General features: G+C 72.7%; 23 protein-coding genes. 2 read left to right on the top strand and 21 right to left on the bottom strand.

The window, feature by feature from the left end:
- Positions 1-15: 15 nt before the first annotated feature.
- From AB0I91_RS32900 to AB0I91_RS32825, 16 genes are all read right to left on the bottom strand, one after another.
- Positions 16-360 carry a hypothetical protein gene (locus AB0I91_RS32900; RefSeq protein WP_498778795.1) on the bottom strand — a complete coding sequence of 115 codons (345 nt, stop codon included), beginning with the start codon at positions 358-360 and terminating at the stop codon, positions 16-18.
- Positions 357-1,334, bottom strand: a complete 978-nt coding sequence (locus tag AB0I91_RS32895) for an NUDIX hydrolase (protein ID WP_498778797.1) — start codon at positions 1,332-1,334, stop codon at positions 357-359. Before AB0I91_RS32895 ends, AB0I91_RS32900 begins: the two co-directional genes overlap by 4 nt.
- On the bottom strand, positions 1,331-2,452 hold the full coding sequence (locus AB0I91_RS32890; protein WP_498778799.1) for a glycosyltransferase family 4 protein: 1,122 nt from the start codon (positions 2,450-2,452) through the stop codon (positions 1,331-1,333). The genes AB0I91_RS32895 and AB0I91_RS32890 overlap by 4 nt, the downstream gene beginning before the upstream one ends.
- Positions 2,449-3,381 (bottom strand): phosphatidylinositol mannoside acyltransferase, encoded by a 933-nt coding sequence (locus tag AB0I91_RS32885; RefSeq protein ID WP_499640469.1) that lies wholly within the window; start codon positions 3,379-3,381, stop codon positions 2,449-2,451. The genes AB0I91_RS32890 and AB0I91_RS32885 overlap by 4 nt, the downstream gene beginning before the upstream one ends.
- 11 nt (positions 3,382-3,392) lie before the next feature.
- A complete protein-coding gene (gene pgsA / locus AB0I91_RS32880) occupies positions 3,393-4,001 on the bottom strand; it encodes a phosphatidylinositol phosphate synthase (RefSeq protein WP_230565608.1) in 609 nt (202 codons plus the stop codon).
- A 60-nt stretch (positions 4,002-4,061) separates the two neighbouring features.
- Positions 4,062-4,901: a helix-turn-helix domain-containing protein gene (locus AB0I91_RS32875; protein WP_499619121.1), complete on the bottom strand. Its 840-nt coding sequence runs from the start codon at positions 4,899-4,901 to the stop codon at positions 4,062-4,064.
- 207 nt (positions 4,902-5,108) lie between these two features.
- Positions 5,109-5,831 (bottom strand): zf-HC2 domain-containing protein, encoded by a 723-nt coding sequence (locus AB0I91_RS32870; RefSeq protein ID WP_498778805.1) that lies wholly within the window; start codon positions 5,829-5,831, stop codon positions 5,109-5,111.
- Positions 5,828-6,337: a sigma-70 family RNA polymerase sigma factor gene (locus tag AB0I91_RS32865; protein ID WP_498778937.1), complete on the bottom strand. Its 510-nt coding sequence runs from the start codon at positions 6,335-6,337 to the stop codon at positions 5,828-5,830. The genes AB0I91_RS32870 and AB0I91_RS32865 overlap by 4 nt, the downstream gene beginning before the upstream one ends.
- Positions 6,338-6,352: 15 nt before the next feature.
- Positions 6,353-7,177 carry an enoyl-CoA hydratase/isomerase family protein gene (locus AB0I91_RS32860; protein ID WP_499640447.1) on the bottom strand — a complete coding sequence of 275 codons (825 nt, stop codon included), beginning with the start codon at positions 7,175-7,177 and terminating at the stop codon, positions 6,353-6,355.
- Between the two features lie 9 nt (positions 7,178-7,186).
- Positions 7,187-8,401, bottom strand: a complete 1,215-nt coding sequence (locus tag AB0I91_RS32855; RefSeq protein WP_498778808.1) for a hypothetical protein — start codon at positions 8,399-8,401, stop codon at positions 7,187-7,189.
- Complete coding sequence (locus AB0I91_RS32850) at positions 8,398-9,909, bottom strand: amino acid adenylation domain-containing protein (RefSeq protein WP_498778810.1); 1,512 nt, start codon at positions 9,907-9,909, stop codon at positions 8,398-8,400. Before AB0I91_RS32850 ends, AB0I91_RS32855 begins: the two co-directional genes overlap by 4 nt.
- Positions 9,910-10,139: 230 nt before the next feature.
- Positions 10,140-11,000 (bottom strand): alpha/beta fold hydrolase, encoded by an 861-nt coding sequence (locus tag AB0I91_RS32845; RefSeq protein WP_499640446.1) that lies wholly within the window; start codon positions 10,998-11,000, stop codon positions 10,140-10,142.
- A gap of 92 nt (positions 11,001-11,092) precedes the next feature.
- Positions 11,093-11,641, bottom strand: a complete 549-nt coding sequence (locus AB0I91_RS32840; protein WP_498778814.1) for an HIT family protein — start codon at positions 11,639-11,641, stop codon at positions 11,093-11,095.
- Positions 11,638-13,686: a threonine--tRNA ligase gene (gene thrS / locus AB0I91_RS32835; RefSeq protein WP_498778816.1), complete on the bottom strand. Its 2,049-nt coding sequence runs from the start codon at positions 13,684-13,686 to the stop codon at positions 11,638-11,640. The genes AB0I91_RS32840 and thrS overlap by 4 nt, the downstream gene beginning before the upstream one ends.
- 121 nt (positions 13,687-13,807) lie before the next feature.
- A complete protein-coding gene (locus AB0I91_RS32830) occupies positions 13,808-14,788 on the bottom strand; it encodes a hypothetical protein (protein WP_498778817.1) in 981 nt (326 codons plus the stop codon).
- A 3-nt stretch (positions 14,789-14,791) separates the two neighbouring features.
- Positions 14,792-15,004: a helix-turn-helix domain-containing protein gene (locus AB0I91_RS32825; RefSeq protein WP_498778818.1), complete on the bottom strand. Its 213-nt coding sequence runs from the start codon at positions 15,002-15,004 to the stop codon at positions 14,792-14,794.
- Between the two features lie 144 nt (positions 15,005-15,148).
- Here AB0I91_RS32825 and AB0I91_RS32820 point away from each other — a divergent pair, with 144 nt between their 5' ends.
- On the top strand, positions 15,149-15,799 hold the full coding sequence (locus tag AB0I91_RS32820) for a hypothetical protein (RefSeq protein ID WP_499640444.1): 651 nt from the start codon (positions 15,149-15,151) through the stop codon (positions 15,797-15,799).
- A gap of 2 nt (positions 15,800-15,801) precedes the next feature.
- Here the strand turns inward: AB0I91_RS32820 and AB0I91_RS32815 are convergent, their stop codons facing one another.
- From AB0I91_RS32815 to AB0I91_RS32795, 5 genes are read right to left on the bottom strand one after another with little or no spacing between them, the layout of a single operon-like run.
- On the bottom strand, positions 15,802-16,500 hold the full coding sequence (locus tag AB0I91_RS32815) for a FadR/GntR family transcriptional regulator (protein ID WP_499616201.1): 699 nt from the start codon (positions 16,498-16,500) through the stop codon (positions 15,802-15,804).
- The gene (locus tag AB0I91_RS32810) at positions 16,500-17,267 is read right to left on the bottom strand and encodes a 3-oxoacyl-ACP reductase (protein WP_498778822.1); all 768 of its coding nucleotides are present in this window, start codon (positions 17,265-17,267) and stop codon (positions 16,500-16,502) included. The genes AB0I91_RS32815 and AB0I91_RS32810 overlap by 1 nt, the downstream gene beginning before the upstream one ends.
- Positions 17,268-17,278: 11 nt before the next feature.
- Positions 17,279-18,637, bottom strand: a complete 1,359-nt coding sequence (locus AB0I91_RS32805) for an aldehyde dehydrogenase family protein (protein ID WP_498778824.1) — start codon at positions 18,635-18,637, stop codon at positions 17,279-17,281.
- A complete protein-coding gene (locus AB0I91_RS32800; protein ID WP_498778825.1) occupies positions 18,634-19,359 on the bottom strand; it encodes a gamma-glutamyl-gamma-aminobutyrate hydrolase family protein in 726 nt (241 codons plus the stop codon). Before AB0I91_RS32800 ends, AB0I91_RS32805 begins: the two co-directional genes overlap by 4 nt.
- Complete coding sequence (locus tag AB0I91_RS32795) at positions 19,340-20,680, bottom strand: glutamine synthetase family protein (RefSeq protein WP_499640442.1); 1,341 nt, start codon at positions 20,678-20,680, stop codon at positions 19,340-19,342. The genes AB0I91_RS32800 and AB0I91_RS32795 overlap by 20 nt, the downstream gene beginning before the upstream one ends.
- Positions 20,681-20,858: 178 nt before the next feature.
- Between AB0I91_RS32795 and eat the strand changes: the two genes are divergently transcribed.
- Positions 20,859-22,274 (top strand): ethanolamine permease, encoded by a 1,416-nt coding sequence (gene eat, locus AB0I91_RS32790; RefSeq protein ID WP_499640440.1) that lies wholly within the window; start codon positions 20,859-20,861, stop codon positions 22,272-22,274.
- The last annotated feature ends 21 nt before the right edge of the window (positions 22,275-22,295 follow it).

Below are 22,295 nucleotides of genomic sequence, written 5' to 3'. Positions count from 1 at the left end.
ACGGGTCGAGCGCCGTCACACCTCGTACATCAACGAGTTCCACCGCTCGACGAAGACCTCACGGGGTATGGGCTTCACCGGGTCGTCGTGCGGGTCGATCGGCTCGTCGGTGAGGCCGCCGTACGCGTCCTCCATCCGCCGCCACGAGTAGCGGTGCATCCCACCCGCCGAGGGTAACTCGATCTGCCGGATCGCGATCAGCTCACCCTCGTGCTCCACGGTCTCGTAGAGCGCACGCGCGCCTTCGTCCACCCAGCCCTCGACGTCCACGAACTCGAAGTACGCGCGCGGCCGGTCCGACTCCTCCAGAGCGCGGTAGAAGGCGACGACGTCGTCCATCCGGCTCGAGATCCCGATCATCGGACCGAACGGGTCGTGCCGTCCCACCCGACCAGCGCGTCGGGCAGCACCTCCGCCAACTGCGCCGGGTAGACCGTGGCGTCGGTCGACGCCAGTTCCTCCACCGACCACCACCGGTGCCGGCGAATGGTCCGCTGCTCGATCTCGTTGAACCGCGAGGTGTCCACGTCGACCGCCTCCACCTTTCCGACGAAGAACCACTCGACCGCCGCGTAGTTCAAGCCGTCGAAGGCGAACACGGCGTGCCGCTTCCACACCGGACCGACCAGCTCGTCACCGGAGACCTCGACACCGGTCTCCTCGAACAGCTCCCGCACCGCCGCGGTCCGGACGTCCTCCCCCGGCTCGACCCCACCGCCCGCGGTGAACCAGAACGGCTCGTCCGGCCGGCTCGGGTCGAACCCCTCGAACAACAGCACCCGGTCCTCGACGTCCAGCAGCACGACCCGCGCCGACACGCGCTGGGTCAACGTGGACGCCTCGGCGTCACCGCCGGGTTCGGCGATCTCGAAATAGGACGGCGTCGGCGCGGTGCCCGCGAGCCGCAACCACCGCACGGACCGACGCCGGCGCAAGGCCAACGTGTCGCGCACGGCGTCATTGTGCACCCGACGGGCCAGCACCACCCGCTGTTCCGCATCGGACAGCTCGGCCGCCAGCGCGGGCTCCAGGACGGACCGGTCGAGCGCGTCCAGCAACGCCGACAACCGGTTCTCCGCCGCCTCGCGGTCCGGCCGCGCCGACCGCTCGGCCCGGTCCGCCGCCGCACGCAGCTCCGGCTTGCCGCACACCGCCGCCACCGCTCGCGTCACCACCGCGCGCCGCGCCAGGGCGGCGTCCAGCGCCGCCCAGGCCGCGTCCGTGCGCACGTGCAGCCGGTCGAGCCGGTTGGCCGTGCCGAGCGTCCACGGGCCGACCAGCACGGCCAACGCCAGCAACACCAGGAACGTCGTCGCGACGCCGGAGCTCGTCACGCCTCACCCACCCGACGCGGGTCCGCCGCCATGGCGCTCTCGTACACCCGCACCACCTGGTTCGCGACCACCGACCAGTCGAACATCATCACCCGCTGCCGCGCCGCGTCCACGTAGTCCGCCCGCCGGCCGGGGTCGGTCAGCAGCTCCCCTAACGCCCGGGCCAGCGCCGACGAGTCGCCCACCGGGGTCAGCACGCCCGCCTTGCCGTCGTCGAGCACGCGGCGGAACGCGTCGAGGTCGCTGGCGAGCACCGCCGCGCCCGCCGACATCGCCTCGGTGAGGATGACCCCGAAGCTCTCGCCACCGGTGTTGGGCGCGCAGTAGACGTCCACGCTGCGCAGCGCGCGCGCTTTCGTCTCGTCGTCCACCATGCCGAGGAACACCATCCGCGACGCCAGCTCCGGCCCCGCCTGCTTGCGCAGCTCGTCTGCGTCGCCGCGACCCACCACCAGCAGCCGCACGTCCGGCGCGTCGAGCTCGCGGAACGCCTCGAGCAGCACCGGCATGCCCTTGCGCGGCTCGGTGAACCGGCCGACGAACCCGACCGTGCCGCCGGGTCGCGGGTAGCCGTCCAGGGGCGTCGCGTCGGCGAAGAACCCGACGTCGACGCCGTTGGGGATCTCCACCGCGTCACCGCCGAGGTGCTCCACCTGCACGCGGCGGGCCAGCGCGGACACCGCGATCCGGGCGGTGATCTTCTCCAGGAACGGCTGCAGCACCGCCTGGAACGCCGAGAGCATCTTCGAGCGCGGCGTCGACGTGTGGAAGGTGGCCACGATCGGGCCGTCGGCCACCATCAGCGCCAGCATCGACAACGACGGCGCGGTCGGCTCGTGCAGGTGCAGCACGTCGAAGTCGTGCTCGGCGATCCACCGCCGCACGCGGGTGAACGACACCGGTCCGAACGAGAGTCGCGCCACTGAACCGTTGTACGGGATCGCGACCGCCCGACCGGCCGAGGTGACGAATTCCGGCACCGGCGTGTCGTCGTCGACGGGCGCCAGCACCTCCACCTCGTGCCCGAGGCCGCGCAGCGCGCGCGCCAGGTCGACCACGTGCGCCTGCACTCCCCCTGGCACTTCGAAGGAGTACGGGCAGACTATGCCGACCTTCACGCGGATTCCCCCCGGCGGGCCAGGACCCGGCGCAGCGCCTTCTGCCTGCTCTCCGGCAGGTCGGCCAGCCACAGCTGCTGCATCATGTGCCAGTCGGTGGGGTGCGCGGCGATGTCGGCGGCGAACACGTCGGCCATCTGCTGGGTCGCCGCGGGCACGCCCGCCGTGCCGGGGACCCGGATCGGCGGGTGCAGCCGGATGACCCAACCGTCCTCGGTGAACCAGAGGCCGGCCGGGATCAGCGCCGCGCCGGTGGTCGCGGCCAGGTGCGCGGGGCCGGCGGGCATCATGGTGCGCTCGCCGAAGAACGTCACGGGCACGCCACCCGCGGTGAGGTCGCGGTCGGCGAGCAGGCAGACGACCTGGTTCGCCCGCAGTCGTTCGGCGAGCACGAGCGCCGGGTTGCGGTCGCCGCCCGTCAGCGGCACGACCTGGAAGCCCAGGCTCTCCCGGAACGCGATGAACCGCCGGTACAGCGACTCGGGCTTGAGCCGCTCGGCGACGGTGGTGAACGTGCCGCAGTGCCCGACCAGCCAGACGCCCGCCATGTCCCAGTTGCCGCAGTGCGGCAGCGCGATGACCGCGCCGCGTCCCTCGGCCAGCGCCGCGTCCAGGTTCTCGACGCCGGTCATCGTCCGGTCCAGCTCGGCGTAGAGCTCCCGCTGGTCCAGCGACGGCATCCGGAACGCCTCGCGCCAGTACCGCGCGTAGGAGCGCACGGCCAGCCGGACCAGCTCGTCCAGCTCGGCCTCGCCCGCCTGCGGCACGACCCGGCGCAGGTTGGACCGCAGCTGGCGCACGCCACCGCCGCCACGCCCGGCGGCCCGGTCGGCGACCGCGTCGAACAGCGCCCGCGCCGCCTTCTCCGGCAGCAGCCGCACCAGGCGCCACCCGGCCGCGTAGCCCAGGTCGACCAGGGTGCCCTTGATGTCGCGAGCGGTCACGTACCGAGCTCCTTCGCGGCGCGGCTCACGGCCAGGATGCGCTGCACCACGGTGATCGACACCAGCGCGGCCAGCAGGTACAGCGCCACCGGCAGGACGTAGGGCACGCCGAGCCCGTGCAGGCCGACGCCGACCAGGGCCACGATGAACCGCTCGGCGCGTTCGGCCAGCCCGCCGTCGGCGGAGAGCCCGGACGCCTCGGCCCGGGCCTTCACGTAGGACGTGACCTGGGCGCCGACCAGCGAGACCAGGGTCGCCGCGGCCAGGCCGTGCTCGCCCGCGCCGAACGCCCACCAGGCGATGGCGGCGAACAGCGCGCCGTCGGCGATCCGGTCGCAGCTCGCGTCCAGCACGGCGCCGAACTTCGTGCCGCCGCCCTGCGCGCGCGCCATCGCGCCGTCGATCAGGTCGAACAGCACGAACACGGTGACCAGCGCCGCGCCGGTGAACAGCTGCCCGCGCGGGATGAACCACAGCGAGACGGCGACGGAGCCGACGGTGCCCAGCACCGTGACGGCGTTCGGGGTGAGGCCGCGGCGCAGCAGCCACGCGCCGATCGGATCGGTGACGCGCGAAACGGACGCGCGGGCGAAGATGTTCAGCATGGGGTGGCGGGGCACCTACCGACGGGGACGAAGTGGTCACCGGCAGCCTAACCACCCAGCTCAGCCGAGCTTGCGGTGGTCCCTGGAGATGTGCTCCAGCAGGTCCTCCAGCGCGTCGCCGCGCACCGCCAGCCGTTCGAGCCTGCCGAACAGGGCCAGGTACTCGCGCACGTCGTGCGGGTCGGTGATGGTGGCGTTGCCGGTCAGCACGCTCAACGTCACCACCCGCTCGTCGTACACCTGGAACCCGTGCAGGGCCACCATGTTCGCGTCCGCCGTCCACGGCACCACGCCGAGCTGCACATTGGGTCTTCGGACGATCTGCACGAGGTGGTCGATCTGCTCGCACATCAGGTCCGCGGACCCCATCCGCCAGCGCAGCGCGCTCTCGGCCAGCAGGAACACGAACCGCTTGCCCAGGTCGTCCATCCGGGCACGGCGGCTGCGCAGGGTGGCGATCGCCGTGTCCTGCTCGTGCGGGGGCATCGTGTTGTGCACGACCCGCAGGTAGTTCTCGCTCTGCAGCAGCGCGGGCACACCCGCGTTCTGGAAGAAGCGGCTGGTGGTGGCACGGGCCTCGATGCGGGCCACGGTCTGCTGGTGGCGGTGCGCCCCGCGGTGCAGCACCACGCGGCGGGTCTCCGCCTCGGCGTGCAACTGACGGGCCAACTCCACCAGCTCGACCCTGGTCTCCCTGGTCGCGGACAGCTCGGCGACCAGGCGCTCCACGTCGGTCACGGACGGGAGGAGCATGCCGTTCTCGATCTTCGACAGCTTGGACTGGCTCATCCCGGTAGCGCGCGCCGTGGCCGTTCCGGTCATCTTGGCCTCGGTGCGCAGCCTTCGTAACTCGCGCGAGAGCCGTTCTCGGGCCAGCCGCGAACGCTCAGGTGCGGTCATGCAACGCACCGTATCGACGCTCACCCCTCTTGACGATCGGCCAGGAAGGTGTCTGAGGCCGCGCCGGCCGTCGCCCGGGGTGATCTGGGACACGTCGGCGGCCGTTTCGGCGAGCGCACGTGCATCCAGTCGTGCAGGTGCGCTTGCAGCAGGTCCCGGGCCTGCGGGTGATCGTCCTGGCGGCCGGCGGGCCGCCGCGGGCCGGGGTCAGAACGAGACGCGGAGCAGGACCAGGTCCTTCTGCACCAATCTGATCTCGACGCCGGTGATGTCGGACCGGGCCAGCTCGGTCGTCGCGGTCGGCCGGGTGGTCGAGCCGGGACCGGCCGTCCAGGTCGCGACCCGCACCGCGGCGCCGTCGGCCAGGAGCACGTGCAGGGAGTAGGCGAACACGGGCGGCGGCGGCCCGTCCGGCACGGCGTAGGAGCACAGCACGTCGATCCGGGTGCCCCACGGCTCGTCCACCAGCCGCACGCTGGCCGTCACGGGGCTCGGCATGGTCTGGTGCAGCTCGACGTCGGGCGGGGGCGTCGGCGTGGTGGTCGAGGTGGCCGGGACGGTGGTCGCGGCGACGGGGGCGGTCGGTCGCACGGCCGTCGCGACCGCCGCCCCCGTCAACGCCGCCACGACCAGCGCGGCGGCCACCAGGACCCGCGCGCGCCACCGTCGCGCCCGCTCCGCGGCCAGCAGGCCGACGAGCACCGCGGGCGGCGGCTCGGTGGCCGCGGCCTCGGGTTCGAGCAGGTCGAGCGCACGGTCACGGGGCACCGCCGAGAGGATGCCGGGCACGCCCGCGAACGACGCGACGTCACCCGAGCACTCCGGGCACCCCGGGAGGTGCCCCTCGAACTCCCGCCGTTCGCCGGGCGACAGCGAACCGAGGACGTACGCGGCACCCCAGTCCCGGTACGGATCGACTGGCGAGCTCAACGTCCGGTGACCCCCTTCTCCTCCAGCGCCACCCTCAGCGCCCGCAGACCGTAGTGCAGCCGGGACTTCACGGTGCCCTCCGGCAGGTCCAGCGCGACGGCCAGCTCGGCGACCGACTGCCCCATGTAGTACGCACGCACGATCACCGCGCGGTGCTCCGGCGTCAACTGGGTGAGCACGTCGGCCACCAGCCAGGCGTCCAGCGCGGAGTCGCTGTGGTCGTCGCGCGCCCGTTCGGGCAGCCGTTCGGACCCGATCTCCCAGCGCGCGCGTGCGCTGCGGCGCTCGTCGATCACCACGTTGCGCGCCACCGTGTAGAGCCACGCCCGAGCCGCCGTCGCGCCCTGTTCGAGCACCTTGGGGTTGCGCCACGCCCGCAGCAGCGCTTCCTGCACCACGTCGCGGGACAGCTCGTCGTCCCCGGTCAGCCGGCGCACGTACCGCCACAGGGCGGGCGCGTGCTCGTCGTGGAGGGAGCGCAGCAGGGCGATGTGAGTGTCGTTGATCGCGCACCTCCTCGGCTAGTCGTGGAGCAGCGGTTCCCGGGTCGTGCCCAGCGGGGTCGGGCCCGCGAAGGCGGGCGGGCGCTTGGCGAGGAAGGCCGCCGTGCCCTCCCGCATGTCGTCGGTGGTGAACGCCTCCCGGAACGCGTCGAGCTCGAGTGCCAGGCCGGCGGCGACGGTCGTGCCGTTGGTCGCGTTGACCGCGGCCTTGGCCAGCGACACCGCCGTGGCCGAGTTGGCGGCGACCCGGCCGAGCACGGTGCGTGCGGCGGTGAGCATCTCATGGCGGTCGTCGAACACCGCGTTGACGAGCCCGAGCCGCAGTGCCTCCGGCGCGTCGACGTGCCTGCCGGTGTAGATCAGCTCGCGGGCGACCGCGGGCCCGACCAGGCGCTGGAGCCGGACGCAGCCGCCGAAGCCCGGGATGAGGCCGAGCACGACCTCGGGCTGGCCGAACACGGCGTTCCGGGTCGCGTAGGCGAAGTCGCACGCCAGCACCATCTCGCACCCGCCGCCGAGCGCGTAGCCGTCCACGCACGCGACGACGGGGCACGGCGCCTCCTCCAGCAGCCGGGTGACGCGTTGGCCGAGCTCCCCGAACCTCGCGCCCTCGTCCGGCGTCATCGCGGCCATCTCGCGGATGTCCGCGCCCGCGATGAACGCCGGACCGGGCGCTCCGGTGAGGATGATCCCCCGCGGCGCCGGTCCGGTGAGGACGCCGGACAGGAAGTGGTCGAGTTCGGCCAGGACGCGGCCGGACAGCGCGTTGCGCGCCCGCGGCCGGGACACGGTGACCGTCGTGACGCCGTCCTGCTCTTCGACGACCAAGGTCGAGTAGTCCACGAAGTCTCCTCACGAGTCCCAGATGGCGCCGAACGCGGGCACGCCCCGCGCTTCCAGCTCCTCGACGACGTGCCAGGTGGTCTTCTTGTTCGAGATGCAGATGACGGCTTCGGCGTCGAACTCCCGGTGCGCGCGCAGCGCCAGCTCCACCAGGTCGGGCTTGCCGTCGCGGACGGTGTCCCAGACCAGCGCGTCCGGCTGCACGGCCTCGATCTCGTCGACCAGTTCGTCGCCGTAGGTGTCGCGGGGTGTGCGGGTGGACCACACCAGGCGCGACGGCGTCTCCCGCGACAGCAGGTGGGGCAGGCACGGCCCGATGCCGCTGCCGGTGGCCACCCACACCACCCTGGTGAACAGCTTGTCGATGTTGCCGACGCCCGCGGTGGGCACGCCCTTGACCCACAGGTGGCTCGGCAGGTCGTCGATGAGCGAGCCGGTCCAGTCGCCCGCGCGCGAGATGGTGAGCCGGAACCCCGTGCGGCCGGGCGTGGGCACGTTGGCGAACGAGTGCCACTCCAGCAGCGGGTGGCGGCTCACCGCGGTGGAGGAGCCCGCGAACGGCGTCACGCCGTAGTCGAACGACACCAGGGCGACGTGCCGCGACGGGCTGGCGATCCGCACCGGCACGCGACGCAGCCGCGTCCACGGCAGCGCGACGCTCGCGACGACCAGCAGGAGCAGCCAGAACTGGGTCGAGCCGACGAAACCGGGCTGCCGGGAGGAGTGCGCGGCGAACAGGGCGAGCACGGTCCAGCCGGCGAAGCGGTGCACGCGCTCGAACACGTCGTGCCGGCGTGCGCGCAGGGCGGGCAGGGCGAAGACCACCATCGCGACCATCAGGGCGAGGATCGTCCACGTGAGCGGGTCGGGTCGGACCACGGCGAGCGCGGTGAACCACGCGGTGGCGCTGAGGGCGGCGCCCACGTGCAGGCCGCCGAAGTGGTAGACCTTGCCCAGCGTCCAGCGGACCCGCAGCGGCCACGTCGTCGGCGCGCTCGTGGCGAGCCGGAACAGCAGGTTGATCACGTGCTGCTGGCGGATCAGGACGGCCAAGGTGACGTTGGCGACGACCAGGTCGGCGAGCGCTCGCGCGTCGTCCACCCCGAACGCCGCGATCACGTTGACCAGGACGACGGCGGCGGCGAGCCGGTTGTGGTGGGTGAACGGTCGCTTGCGGAGCCTGAGCCCCAGCGCGGACGGGGTGTCGGTGCGCGTGGTCGTCATGCGACGGTCACCAGCGACGACAGCGCGGCCCGGTCCACCTTGCCGCGCGCGGTCATCGGCAGGTCGTCCACCGCGACGACCAGCGACGGCACGCAGTAGTACGGCAGGGCGCCCGCCACCGCGTCGGTGGCCGCCCGGGGGTCGACGGAGGCGGGGCTGACGAACCCGACGAGCCTGCCGTCGTGCAGGACGGTGGTCGCGCGGGCGCAGCCGGGCGTGGTCTCCAGGGCGGAGGTGACCGCGTCCAGCTCGACCCGGAAGCCCCGGACCTTGACCTGGTCGTCGGTGCGGCCGTGGTGCTCCAGCTCGCCGTCCGGCGTCCACCGGCCCAGGTCGCGGGTGCGGAACATGAGGTGGTCGCCGCCGAGGAACGGGTCGGGGCGGTAGCGCTGGGCGGTCAGCACGTCGTTGCCGAGGTAGCCCGCCGTGACGCAGGCGCCGCCCGCCCACATCTCGCCGACCTCGCCGATCCGGCACGGCCGCAGGTCCTGGTCGAGCACGTAGACCGTGCTGTTGGGCACGGGGCGGCCGATGGTGAGGCGGCCCGTCGCCGGGTCGTAGCGCTGCACGGTGTTGACGATCGTGACTTCCGTGGGGCCGCAGGCGTTGTGGAACGCGGCGCGGGCGGACCAGGCGTCGGCCAGGGGCTTGGGGCAGCGTTCTCCGGCCACGGCGACGGTGCGCACGTCGGGGCACGCGTCGGGGTCCACTGTGGACAGGACGCCCGGTGTCGCGATGAGGACGGTGGCGGTTTTCGCCGTCTCCCCGATGTCCCGGCCGCGGATGACGGACGTGGCGCCGTGGGCCAGCGCGCCGAACAGCTCCCACACCGCCATGTCGAACGCGATGTTGAGCAGTTGCGCGACCCGGTCGCCCGGTCGGATGCCGAGGTCGCCCGGTGCGGTGAGCAGGACGTTGCACAGGTTCGCGTGGGTGACGCGGACGCCGTTGGGCACGCCGGTCGTGCCCGAGGTGAAGATGACGACGGCCGTGTCGCCGGGCTCCGCGCGCGGCGGGCCGACGCGGCGGTCCGGGAGCGCGTCGAGGGCGAGGACCTTCGGCGCGGCGAGGCCGCGCACGTGCCGGGCGTGCTCGTCGGTGGTCAGCACGACGTCGATGTCGGCGGTGCGGATGACGTGGTCGAGGTGGGCCTTCGGCGTGATCCGCACGTCCTGCGGCACGTACGCCGCGCCGACCTTGAGCACCGCGAGGATGCCGACGACGAGGTGGACCGAGCGCGTTAAGAAGACGCCGACGTGATCACCGGGGTGCACGCCCGCGTCCAGGAGTTCGGCGGCGACCACGTTCGCGCGGTGGTCGAGCTCGCCGTAGGTCAGGCAGACGCCCTCGTGCTCGACCGCCCGCGCGTGCGGCGATCGTGCCGCGTGCGACTCGAAGGCGTGGTGGATCCGGCGGAACGGCGGTGTCGCACTCGGGCCGCGGCCGAATCGGCGGAACAGGGGGCGGTCGTCCGGGGGCAGCGCCAGCACAGCGTCGGGCTCGGTCATGGCCGTCACAGGGTGTGCACCTCTCGTCAGCCGGGCGTGGACACCCGGTCTGAACGAGACAGCCCCACCGTCCGTTCAAGCCGAACCCAAAAAAGGTTGAACTTTCTCCCATCCGCGTGTCGAACACCCGGCGCCCGCGTGTCGAACGCCCAGGACCGGCAGGTCGAACACCCAGGACCTCCGAGTCGAACGCCCGGGATGCGGCCGTCGAACGGGCCGGGCCGTCGACGTCACCCAGTCGAGACGGGCGGGTGCACCCGGTCCAGGAAGTCCCGCGCCAGGGCGACGACCTCGTCGAGGTCGGTCTCCAACGCCCAGTGACCGCCGTCGAGCAGGTGCAGCTCGGCGTCCGGCAGGTCGCGGAGGTAGGCCCGTGCCGCGCCCTCGGGCATGTAGCCGTCGTGCGGACCCCACACGATGAGCGTCGGCGGTCGGTGTTCGCGCAGGTACGCCTGCTGCCGCTCGAACCAGTCGAGCGTGCTCACCTGGTCGGCCAGCAGGTGGACCAGGTTCCGCCGTCGCTCGGGCGTGCCCAGCAGCGCCCAGGACAACGTCCACAGGTCCGGGGAGACGCGCTCGACCAGCCGCTCGGGGATCTCGCCGACGAACTCGTCGCGGAAGCCGTCCGCGCTGACCGCGGCGTAGAGCCTGGACGTCCCCTCCTCGGTCGGGTCGGCCCAGTACTCCTTGAGCGGGCGGTACTTCGGGCCGTGCTGGTCCTCGTAGACGTCGCCGTTCTGGATGATCAGGGCGGCGACCCGCTCGGGCGCGTGCATGGCCAGCCGCAGCCCGAACTGGGAGCCGTAGTCGTGCAGGTAGATGGCGTACCGGGTGAGGCAGGCCTCCTCGGTGAACCGCCGGAGGAACTCGGCGTAGCCGTCGAAGGTGTAGGAGAAGCGCCTGCGGTCCGGCGTGCCGCTGTACCCGAAGCCGGGGTAGTCCGGCGCGATCAGGCGCCACCGGTCGCCGAGCGCGGCCATGAAGTCGCGGTACTGGAACGACGAGCACGGGTAACCGTGGGGCAGCAGCACCACCGGGGCGTCCGGTGGCCCTGCCTCGCGGTAGAAGATGTCGGTCCCGTCGACCTGCATCGTCCGATGGGCCACCGGGGCGGGCGTGTTCGGTGAAGTCACCCTTGTCCCGTTGCACGGGTCGCTCCCGGGTAAACCTCACCCGGCCCGGGTCAGTCCGCGCCCGCCCAGGCGTCGGCCAGGAGCTGCCTGGTCTCGCCGAGCAGCTGCGGCAGGACCTTGGTGTGGCCGATCACGGGCATGAAGTTCGCGTCGCCGCCCCAGCGCGGCACCACGTGCTGGTGCAGGTGGGCCGCGATGCCCGCGCCCGCCACCACGCCCTGGTTCATGCCGACGTTGAACCCGTGCGGCGAGGCGGCGGACCGGATCACCCGCATCGCCTTCTGGGTGAACGCGGCGAACTCCGCCGTCTCGGCCGGGGTCAGGTCGGTGTAGTCGGGCACGTGCCGGTACGGCAGCACCATCAGGTGGCCGGGGTTGTACGGGTACAGGTTGAGCACCGCGAACACCAGCTCGCCGCGCGCCAGGATCAGGCCCTCGGCGTCGTCCAGCCCGATCACCCGGCAGAACGGGCACCCCTCGGGCTCGTCGCCGACGGCCTTGCCCTCACCGCGCACGTACGAGAGGCGGTGCGGGGTCCACAACCGCTGCAACGCGTCGTCGACCCCGACCCCGTCCTGCTCCTCGTACTGGTCGGTCACTGGACGAGGTCCGCCGTGGGCGAGGCGTTCTCCCGCCGCGCCACCCAGTCGACCACCGTCTCGACGGCGCGCTCGACCGGCACGCCGTTGATCTGCGTGCCGTCGCGGAACCGGAACGACACCGCGCCCTGCTCCACGTCCTTGCCGCCCGCGAGCAGCATGAACGGCACCTTCTGCGTGGTGTGGTTGCGGATCTTCTTCTGCATCCGGTCGTCGGAGGCGTCGACCTCGACCCGGATGCCCTTCGCCTTGAGCTCCTTGGCCACCGCGAGCAGGTGGTCGACGTGCTCGTCCGCGATCGGGATGCCCACCACCTGCACCGGCGCCAGCCACGCCGGGAACGCGCCCGCGTAGTGCTCGGTCAGCACGCCGAAGAACCGCTCCACCGAGCCGAACAGCGCGCGGTGGATCATGACCGGGCGCTGCCGGCCGCCGTCCGGGCCGGTGTACTCCAGCCCGAAGCGCTCGGGCAGGTTGAAGTCGACCTGGATGGTGGACATCTGCCAGGTGCGGCCCAGCGCGTCCTTGGCCTGCACGGAGATCTTCGGCCCGTAGAACGCCGCGCCGCCCGGGTCCGGCACCAGGTCGAGGCCGGAGTCCTCGGCCGCGACGCGCAGCGCCTCGGTCGCCTGCTCCCACACCTCGTCGGAGCCGACGGACTTCTCCGGGTTGCGGGTGGACAGCTCCAGGTAGAAGTCGTCCAGGCCGTAGTCGCGCAGCAGCCCGAGCACGAAGCCGAGCAGCGACTTCAGCTCGTCCTGCACCTGGTCGGGGGTGCAGAAGATGTGCGCGTCGTCCTGCGTCATGCCGCGCACGCGGGTCAGGCCGTGGATCACGCCGGACTTCTCGTACCGGTAGACGCCGCCGAACTCGAACATGCGCAGCGGCAGCTCGCGGTAGGACCGGCCGCGCGACTTGAAGATCAAGTCGTGGAACGGGCAGTTCATCGGCTTCAGGTAGTAGTCCTGGCCGGGCTTGCGCAGCTTGCCGTCGTCGTCGTACTCGGCGTCGAGGTGCATCGCCGGGTACATGCCGTCCTTGTACCAGTCGAGGTGACCGGACGTCTCGAACAGGTTGCCCTTGGTGATGTGCGGCGAGTAGACGAACTCGTAGCCCTCTTCGGTGTGCCGGGCGCGCGAGTAGTCCTCCATGGCCTTGCGGATGATCCCGCCACGCGGGTGGAACACCGCCAGGCCCGAGCCGATCTCGTCCGGGAAGCTGAACAGGTCGAGCTCCACGCCCAGCTTGCGGTGGTCGCGCCGCTCGGCCTCGGCCAGCAGCTCCAGGTGCGCGTCCAGCGCCTCCTGCGACTCCCACGCCGTGCCGTAGATGCGCTGCAGCTGCGGGTTCTTCTCGTTGCCGCGCCAGTACGCGGCGGCGACGCGGGTCAGCTTGAACGCCGGGATGTGCTTGGTCGTCGGCACGTGCGGGCCGCGGCACAGGTCGCCCCACACCCGTTCGCCGGAGCGCGGGTCGAGGTTGTCGTAGATCGTCAGCTCGCCGCCGCCGACCTCCATCACCTCGGCGGTGTCGACATCGCTCTTGATGTCCACCAGTTCGAGCTTGAACGGCTCGGCGGCCAGCTCGGCCTTGGCGGCGTCGACCGACTCGACCACGCGGCGGTTGAACCGCTGCGCGCCCTTGATGATCGACTTCATGCGCTTCTCCAGCGCCTGGAGGTCTTCGGGCGTGAACGGCTTGTCGACCCGGAAGTCGTAGTAGAAGCCGTCCTTGACCGGCGGGCCGATGCCCAGCTTGGCGTCGGGGAACTGCTGCTGCACGGCCTGCGCCAGCACGTGCGCGGCGGAGTGCCGGATCACGCTGCGGCCGTCGGCGGTGTCGGCGGCGACCGCCTCGACCTCGACGTCGACCTGCGGGGCCCACGACAGGTCGCGCAGGTGGCCCTCCGGGTCGCGCACGACCACGACGGCGTCCGGCCCCTTGCCCGGGAGTCCCGCTTCACGCACCGCCGTCCCCGCGGTGGTCCCCGCCGTCACCACCACGCGCGGTGGGTTCGGGGCGGCTGCGGGGCGCGGTTCGGACACGGTGACTCCTCGGTGTGCGTCGGTCCTTTGCCCGAGATGTTATCGGTGCTCACCGAGTCGTTTTCCGGCGCACCGGGTCGGCCGGTCCGGTTTCCCGCGCATCACCCGGTCGGGTGGGTGCTCAGCCGCGGATCAGGGCGGGCAGCGCGTCGGCCGAGGTCACGGCACGTCCGGTGGTGCGCTGGTAGCGGCGGACGAGGTCGCGGTGGCGCACGCGGTGGCCGAGCCTGCGTTCGACGGCGAGCAGCGGGTTGCGGCGCGGCGGCGGGAAGGTCGCGGCGAGGTCGGCGAGCAGGGCTCGGCGGTCGACGCCGGCGGTCTTGAGCACCCACGCGACGCCGGGGTCCAGGGCGGTGAGGGCGAGGGCCAGGTGTTCGGGGCGGTGCTCGCGTTCGCGGCGGGCCAGGGCGAGGCGCAGCGACGCCGAGTAGGCCGCTTGGGCGTCCAGGCCGAGCGGCGGGGTGAGGCGGGCGCAGCGCGCGCGTGCCTTCGCCGCGCCGAGCGGGAGCAGCGGCTCACGGCCCGGCGGCCGGTCCAGGGCGGGTGTGCCGCCCAGCAGCCGGTCGAGGTCGACGCCCAGCGGTGCCAGGACGGCCCGATCCACCGCACCGCCCGCGCCGAGCGGGGCCGCGAGGTGGGCGGCGTGCCGGATGGCGTCCGGGGTCGCGCCGTGGCGGAGCAGGACTGCGGCGACGGTTCCGCCGGTCGGGGTGCCGCCCGGGGTCGGTCCGCCTGCGGTGGCTCGGTCGGCGAATGGGGTCGCGCTGGGCGGATCGTCGGTGGGGGCGCTGTCACCGACCGGACCGGCTTCACCGTGGCCGGCGGCGGTGGGGCCGGAGTCGGCAGGGCTAGCGGCGAACGGACCGGTCGCGGCAGGGCCGGTGGCAGTCGGGCCAGTGGCGAACGGACCGGCGGCGGTAGGGCCGGCGGCGAGCGGATCGGTGGGGGCAGGACCGGCGGCGAGCGGACTGGTGGCGAGGGAGCCGGTGGCCAGGGCGGCCAAGAGGTGCTCGCTGCCGGTGCGCGGGTGGCCGAGTTCCAGGGCCAGCTTGAGCGCGCGGCCGATGGTGCGGTTCAGGTCGGGGTGGTCGCCTCGGAACACCGGTCAGTCCTCTCGGCCGTACTTGCGGTGGACGGTCTGCTTGGTCACGCCCAGGCGGGTGGCGATGTCGCGCCACGACCAGCCGGCCCGGCGGGCGGCGGCGACGTGCTCGGCTTCCAGCTGTTCGACCAGTCGGCGCAGGCGGGCCACGGCGCGCAGCCCGGCGTCCGGGTCGGAACCGTGCGCGGCCTGGTCGAGATCGGCGATCGAAGCCATGTCGTCAACATATGCTGACGCTCGACCGATCGTCAACACATGCTGACGGCAGGTTCACAGCTGACGAACAGCCGACCATCAGGCTCTGCTCAGGTCGGTCGCGCACCATGGCGGACACCAGCACGGGAGAGCAGGAGTTCCGCCATGTCAGACCCGAACCAGCCACCGCACGCCGACCCCGACCCGGCGGACCGGACTCCCCCCGCACCGCCCGCCGCGAACCAGCCGCCCGCCGACGCCACCACACCCATGGCCAGCCCGACGCCGGACCCCACCCACCCGAGCCCGACCGGCGCCCCTGGCCAACCGGCCGCGCAGCCCGCAGACGCGCAGCCCGCAGACGCCGGCGCACAACCCGCCGCTGCCTCGCAGCCCGCCGCCGGCAAGCAAGCCTCCGCGCAGCCCACCGCCGAACAGCCCGCAGCCACCGACCAAGCGTCCGGCCGGCCCACCGCTGCCGACCAACCGGCCGCTGCCGCCCACCAGGCACCCGGCGCGCCGCACCCCGGCCACTATCCGCCACCGCCCGGCAAGGGCGCGGCGGTCGGCCGGGTCGGCCGGCACCGCGCCACCCAGCTCGTCGCCGTCGGCCTGCTCGGACTCGTCCTGGGCGGCGGGATCGTGGCGTTGGCCGACCGCGACCACCACCCCCGCTACGGCGTCGGCTCCGACCGACCCGGGCACTCGCGGTTCGACGAGCGCGGCGACCGGCCAGACCGGGGAGACCGACCAGACCGGGGCGAGCGGGGCGAACGCGGTCCGGACCGCGTGCCGGACCGCGACTTCGAGCGCTGAGGTCAGGACAGGAAGCCGCGCAGCAGCAGGGCCGTGCCGTCCAGGTGCTCGGCCATCGCCCGCCGCGCGGCCTCCGGGTCGCCGGCCAGGATGGTGCTCACGATCACCTCGTGCTGGTCGTTGGAGTGCGCCAGGTTCGGCGGCAGCAGCGGTATCCGGTCCAGCAGCGCGTTGACCCTGGTCCGGGCGTCGGCGACGGCCGCCGTGAGCGACGGCGACCCGGTCGCCTCGGCGATCGCCAGGTGCAGCCGCGAGTCCTTGCGCCGGTAGGAGTCCACCGACGCGTCACGGCACTCGGCCAGCCGCGCCAGCAGGTTGCGCCGCTCCACCGGGCCCAGCGCACGACCCGCCGCGCACTCCGCCGCGCCCGCCTCCACCGCCGCACGCAGCGTCAACGCGTCCGCCAGCTCACCGGGGTCGACCCGGCGGTCCGGCGCGACCACCGGCAACGGCGAGTTCACGAACGTCCCGCCGTACCGGCCGCGCCGCGACTCGACGTACCCGGCGTCCTGCAGTGACCGGATCGCCTCCCGCAACGTCACCCGGCTGACACCCAGCCGGGCCGCCAGGTCACGCTCCGCAGGCAGCCTCTCCCCCGGACCCACGACGCCGAGCCGGATCGCCTGCACGAGCCGCTCCACCGTCTCCTCGAACGCGTTGCCCGCCCGCACGGGGCGGAACAACGCGTCCCGCAGCGGCATCACAGCGGTGTCACGTAGGCACCGGCGATACCGCCGTCCACCAGGAAGTTCGACGCGGTGATGAACGACGAGTCGTCACTGGCCAGGAACGCCACCGCCGCGGCGATCTCCGCGGGCTCGGCGAACCGGCCCAGCGGCACGTGCACCAACCGCCGCGCGGCCCGCTCCGGGTCCTTCGCGAACAGCTCCCGCAGCAACGGCGTGTTCACCGGTCCGGGTGACAGGGCGTTCACCCGCACCCCCTGCCGGGCGAACTGCACGCCCAGCTCGCGGCTCATCGCCAGCACACCGCCCTTGGACGCGGTGTACGAGATCTGGGACGTCGCCGCGCCCATCGTCGCCACGAACGACGCCGTGTTGATCACCGAACCGCGACCGCGCTCGAGCATGTGCGGGATCGCGTGCTTGCAGCACAGGTACACCGACGTCAGGTTGACCTTCTGCACCCGGTCCCACGCCTCGATGCCCGTGGTCAGGATGGAGTCGTCGTCCGGCGGCGAGATGCCCGCGTTGTTGAACGCGACGTCCACCGAGCCGTAAGTGTCCACAGTGGTCTGGTACAGCGCCGACACCTGCTCCTCGTCGGTCACGTCGACCTGGACGAACAGCCCGTCGACCTCGTCGGCCGCCGCCTTGCCGGACTCCGCGTCGACATCCGCGACGACCACCCGCGCGCCCTCGGACGCCAGCCGCCGCACCGAGGCCAGGCCGATGCCGCTGCCACCGCCGGTGATCACGGCAACCCGGCCCTCAAGTCGCTGAACCATGTCTCTCCCAATCAGTGAGCGATGAAGACGTTCTTGGTCTCGGTGAACGAGTCGAGGGCGTCCGGCCCCAGCTCGCGCCCCAGCCCGGACTGCTTGAACCCGCCGAACGGGGTCCAGTACCGCACCGAGGAGTGCGAGTTGACCGACAGGTTCCCCGCCTCGACGGCCCGCGAGACGCGCAGCGCCCGCCCCACGTCCCGCGTCCAGATCGACCCGGACAGGCCGTAGGCGCTGTCGTTGGCCAACCGCACCGCGTCCTCCTCGTCGGTGAACGGCAGCACCGCCACCACCGGGCCGAAGATCTCCTCGACGGCGGCGCGGTCACCGGGCGCGACGGGCGCCAGCACCGTGGGCGGGAACCAGAAACCCGCGCCCGACGGAGCCGAGCCGCGGAACGCCACCGGCGCGTCGGCGGGCACGTAGGACGCGACCTTCTCCCGGTGCGCGGCCGAGATCAACGGCCCCATCTCGGTGGCCTCGTCACCCGGCGCGCCGACCACCACGCCCTTGACCGCGGGCTCCAGCAGCTCCATGAACCGGTCGTAGACCGACGCCTGCACCAGGATCCGGGACCGCGCGCAGCAGTCCTGGCCCGCGTTGTCGAACACCCCGTACGGCGCGGTGGCCGCGGCGCGCTCCAGGTCCGCGTCGGCGAAGACGATGTTGGCGGACTTGCCGCCCAGCTCCAGCGTGACCCGCTTCACCTGCTCCGCGCAGCCGGCCATGATCTGCTTGCCGACCCGCGTGGAACCGGTGAACACGACCTTGCGCACGTCCGGGTGCGTGACGAACCGCTGCCCCACCACCGGCCCCGCGCCCGGCACCACCTGGAACACGTCAGGCGGCAGGCCTGCCTCCAACGCCAGCGAGGCCAACCGCAGGGCGGTCAGCGGCGTCAGCTCGGCCGGCTTGAGCACCACCGTGTTGCCCGCCGCCAGCGCGGGCGCGAAGCCCCACACCGCGATCGGCATCGGGAAGTTCCACGGCACGATCACGCCGACCACGCCGACCGGCTCGTGGAAGGTCACGTTCAGCCCGCCGGGCACCGGGATCTGCTTGCCGAACAACCGCTCCGGCGCGGCCGAGTAGTAGTGCAGCACGTCGCGGACGTTCCCGGCCTCCCACCGCGCGTTGCCGACGGTGTGCCCGGCGTTGAGCACCTCCAGCGCCGCCAGCTCCTCCACCGCGCCGTCGACCGCCTCGGCGAACCGCCGCAGCAGCCGGGCCCGGTCGCCGGGCGCGACCGCGCGCCACGCGGGCAGCGCCGCCGACGCGCGGGCGATCGCCGCGTCGGTCTCCTCCAGCGTCGCCAGCGGCACCGAGCGGACGACCTCCTCGGTGGCCGGGTTGATGACGTCGAACGTGGTCACTTCGCTCCCCTGTCCCGTGCTGCCCGGTCCCGACCCGCGCCGACGAGCGCGGCGAACAAGCGGTCGTCCTCGGTGTCGGCCTCCGGGTGCGACTGCACGCCGAGCACGAACCGCGCGCCCGGCAGCTCGACCGCCTCCACCGTGCCGTCCGGCGCGCTCGCGACCACCCGCAGGCCGTCGCCGAGGACGTCCAACGCCTGGTGGTGGTGGCAGAACACGGTGGTGGCGAGGCCGACGATCCCGGCGAGCGCCGAACCGGGCGCGACCGCGACCCCGGTGTGCTCGAACACGCCGGGCGCCGGGTTGTGCCCGTCGACGTGCTGGACCAGCGTGCCGCCCAGCGCGACGTTGAGCACCTGCATGCCGCGGCACACCGCGAGCAGCGGCAGGTCGAGCTCCAGCGCCGCGCGGGCCAGGCTCAGCTCGACCTCGTCGCGCTCGGGCCGCGCCGGTCCGGTGCGCGGGTCGCGCGGCCGCCCGTACCGCGCCGGGTCGACGTCCGCGCCGCCCGCCAGCACCAGGCCGTCGAGGAAGGCGGCGCTGTCGGCGTCCCACGTGCCGACCGGCGGCAGCAGCACCGGGTTGCCGCCGGCGCGCACCACGGAGTCGAGGTAGTCGCGGTGCAGCACCGCCGCCTCCACGTCCCAGACGCCGAACCTCGCGCGTTCCAGGTACGTCGTGACGCCGATCAAGGGCCGTGCCCTAGAGCCGTTCGAAACCACGGATCCGCTCCCAGTCCGTCACCGACTTCTCGAACGCGGCCAGCTCCACCCGGGCGGCGTTGAGGTAGTGCTCGACCACGTCCGCCCCGAACGCCTCGCGCGCGAGCTCGCTCTTGGCCAGCAGGGAGGCGGCGTCGCGCAGCGTGGCGGGCACGGTCGGCTTGTCGGAGGTGTAGGCGTTGCCGGTGAACTCCTCCTCCAGCGGCAGCTCGTTCTCCACGCCGTGCAGACCGGCCGCGATCAGCGCGGCGACGGCCAGGTACGGGTTCACGTCCGCGCCCGGCACCCGGTTCTCGAACCGCAGCGACTGGCCGTGCCCGACCACCCGCAGCGCGCACGTCCGGTTGTCCCTGCCCCACGCCACCGCGGTCGGCGCGAAGCTGCCCTGCGCGTACCGCTTGTAGGAGTTGATGTTCGGGGCCAGGAAGTAGGTCAGCTCGCGCAGCGCGGCGAGCTGGCCCGCCATGAAGTGCTCCATGAGCTTCGACCTGCCGTGCCCCTCGGCGAACACCGGCTCGCCGTCGGCCGAGCGCAGGCTGAGGTGGATGTGGCAGGAGCTGCCCTCGCGCTCGTTGTACTTCGCCATGAACGTCAGCGCCTTGCCCTGCTGCGCCGCGATCTCCTTGGCACCGGTCTTGTAGATGCTGTGGTTGTCGCAGGTCGCCAGCGCCTCGGTGTAGCGGAACGCGATCTCGTGCTGGCCGGGGTTGCACTCGCCCTTGGCCGACTCGACCACCATGCCCGCGCCCGCCATGTGGTTGCGGATGGCGCGCAGCAGGGGCTCGACGCGCGCGGTGCCCAGCAGCGAGTAGTCCACGTTGTACTGGTTCGCCGGGGTGAGGCCGCGGTAACCGCGGTCCCAGGCGTCCTCGTAGGTGTTGTCGAAGACGATGAACTCCAGCTCCGTGCCGACGAACGCGCGCAGCCCCCGTTCGGCGAGCCGGTCGAGCTGGCGCTTGAGGATCTGGCGCGGCGAGGCGACCACGGGCGCGCCGTCCTCCCAGACGAGGTCGCACAGGACCAGCGCGGTGCCCTCGTGCCACGGCACGCGGCGCAGCGTGGACAGGTCGGGCCTCATCACGAAGTCGCCGTAGCCGCTGTCCCACGAGGACATCGCGTAGCCGCCGACGGTGTTCATCTCCACGTCGACGGCCAGCAGGTAGTTGCAGCCCTCGGCGGAGTGCGGCAGGACCTCGTCGACGAAGTAGCGGGCGGCGCAGCGCTTGCCCTGGAGGCGGCCCTGCATGTCGACCGCGGCGACCAGCACCGTGTCGATCTCCCCGGCGTCCACGAGCACGCGCAACTCCTCCACGGCGAGCATCCGCAGTACCTCCAAAGGTATGTCAGCGAGCCATTGGACGCCTCATCTTGACACCTTCGAGTGAAGGCCGCCACACCCTCGCCGCCCGACCCTTCCGGCGGAACGGCTGTTGACACGATCCGGTGACGCGCGCCACTCTCCCTGCAAAGGAGCGCGACTGACCCATTAGGGAGCGCAGATGGCCAAACACGTCGAGTACGAGAAGGTGGGCAGCGACTACCTGGAGCACCGGCAGCTCAAGCGCGGCGCCGCGGGCTGGGTGCTGTTGGCGGGCCTGGGGGTCTCGTACGTCATCTCCGGCGACTTCGCCGGGTGGAACTTCGGGCTCGCCCAGGGCGGCTGGGGCGGCCTGCTGGTCGCGACGATCCTGATGGGCGCCATGTACACGTGCATGGTGTTCGGCCTGGCGGAGCTGGCCGCCGCGCTGCCCGTGGCCGGCGCGGGGTACGGCTTCGCGCGCCGTGCGCTGGGACCCCTGGGCGGTTTCGCGACCGGCGTCGCGATCCTGGTCGAGTACGCCATCGCGCCGGCCGCGATCGTCGTGTTCATCGGCGACTACGTGCAGGCGCTCGGGCTGTTCGGGCTCACCAGCTCGTGGCCGGTGTACCTGGTCTGCTACGCGATCTTCGTCGGCGTGCACCTGTACGGCGTCGGCGAGGCGCTGCGGCTGATGTTCGTGATCACCGGCGTCGCGGTGGTCGCGCTGATCGCGTTCGTGGCCGGGATGATCCCGAAGTTCGACTCGGCCAAGCTGTTCGACATCGGGGACGGCGGGTTCCTGCCGTTCGGCGTCACGGGTGCGCTGGGCGCGCTGGTGTACGCGATCTGGTTCTTCCTCGCGGTCGAGGGCGTGCCGCTGGCGGCCGAGGAGGCGCGTGACCCGAAGAAGGACATGCCGCGCGGCATCATCGGCGCGTTGGTGGCGCTGCTGGTGTTCGCGGCGCTGATCCTCGTGTTCGCGCCGGGCGGTGCGGGTTCGGCGGCGTTGATGTCGTCCGGCAACCCGCTGCCCGAGGCGGTGCGCGCGGCCTACGGCGGCGACAACGTGCTGGCGCAGGTCGTGAACTACGTGGGCCTGGCCGGGCTCGTGGCGTCGTTCTTCTCGATCATCTTCGCGTACTCGCGGCAGCTGTTCGCGCTGTCCCGGGCGGGCTACCTGCCGCGCTGGCTGTCGAGGACCGGCAAGCGCAAGACGCCGTACCTGGCCCTGATCGTGCCCGGCACCATCGGGTTCGTGCTCGCGGCGATCCTGAAGAGCGGCGCGACGCTGATCAACATCGCGGTGTTCGGGGCGGCGCTGTCGTACGTGCTGATGATGGTGTCGCACATCGTGCTGCGGGTGCGCGAGCCGGGGTTGGCGCGGCCGTACCGGACGCCGGGCGGCGTCGTGACCACCGGGGTGGCCCTGGTGCTCGCGGTGGCGGCGGTCGTGGCGACGTTCTTCGTGGACGAGCTGGCCGCCGGGATCACCGCGGGCATCGTCGTGGTGGCGCTGGCGTACTTCTGGTTCTACAGCCGCCACCACCTGGTCGCCGCCGCGCCGGAGGAGGAGTTCGCGGCCATCGCGCAGGCCGAGCAGGAGCTGAAGGACTGACGGGCACGTCGGGTGGCGGCT

The sequence above is a fragment of the Actinosynnema sp. NPDC049800 genome (assembly GCF_040656635.1).
GTDB lineage: Bacteria > Actinomycetota > Actinomycetes > Mycobacteriales > Pseudonocardiaceae > Actinosynnema.
The sequence above is the reverse complement of the archived record's forward strand: the minus strand, read 5'-3'. Positions and strand labels throughout refer to the sequence as shown.

Coding starts and splice junctions, on each gene's coding strand:
- AB0I91_RS32810 (WP_498778822.1), bottom strand. CDS start 17,267: ATGGTTCAGCGACTTGAGGGCCGGGTTGCCGTGATCACCGGCGGTGGC.
- AB0I91_RS32815 (WP_499616201.1), bottom strand. CDS start 16,500: ATGCCGCTGCGGGACGCGTTGTTCCGCCCCGTGCGGGCGGGCAACGCG.
- AB0I91_RS32820 (WP_499640444.1), top strand. CDS start 15,149: ATGTCAGACCCGAACCAGCCACCGCACGCCGACCCCGACCCGGCGGAC.
- AB0I91_RS32795 (WP_499640442.1), bottom strand. CDS start 20,680: ATGCTCGCCGTGGAGGAGTTGCGCGTGCTCGTGGACGCCGGGGAGATC.
- AB0I91_RS32875 (WP_499619121.1), bottom strand. CDS start 4,901: ATGACCGCACCTGAGCGTTCGCGGCTGGCCCGAGAACGGCTCTCGCGC.
- AB0I91_RS32855 (WP_498778808.1), bottom strand. CDS start 8,401: ATGACGACCACGCGCACCGACACCCCGTCCGCGCTGGGGCTCAGGCTC.
- AB0I91_RS32850 (WP_498778810.1), bottom strand. CDS start 9,909: ATGACCGAGCCCGACGCTGTGCTGGCGCTGCCCCCGGACGACCGCCCC.
- AB0I91_RS32845 (WP_499640446.1), bottom strand. CDS start 11,000: ATGCAGGTCGACGGGACCGACATCTTCTACCGCGAGGCAGGGCCACCG.
- AB0I91_RS32900 (WP_498778795.1), bottom strand. CDS start 360: ATGATCGGGATCTCGAGCCGGATGGACGACGTCGTCGCCTTCTACCGC.
- eat (WP_499640440.1), top strand. CDS start 20,859: ATGGCCAAACACGTCGAGTACGAGAAGGTGGGCAGCGACTACCTGGAG.
- pgsA (WP_230565608.1), bottom strand. CDS start 4,001: ATGCTGAACATCTTCGCCCGCGCGTCCGTTTCGCGCGTCACCGATCCG.
- AB0I91_RS32825 (WP_498778818.1), bottom strand. CDS start 15,004: ATGGCTTCGATCGCCGATCTCGACCAGGCCGCGCACGGTTCCGACCCG.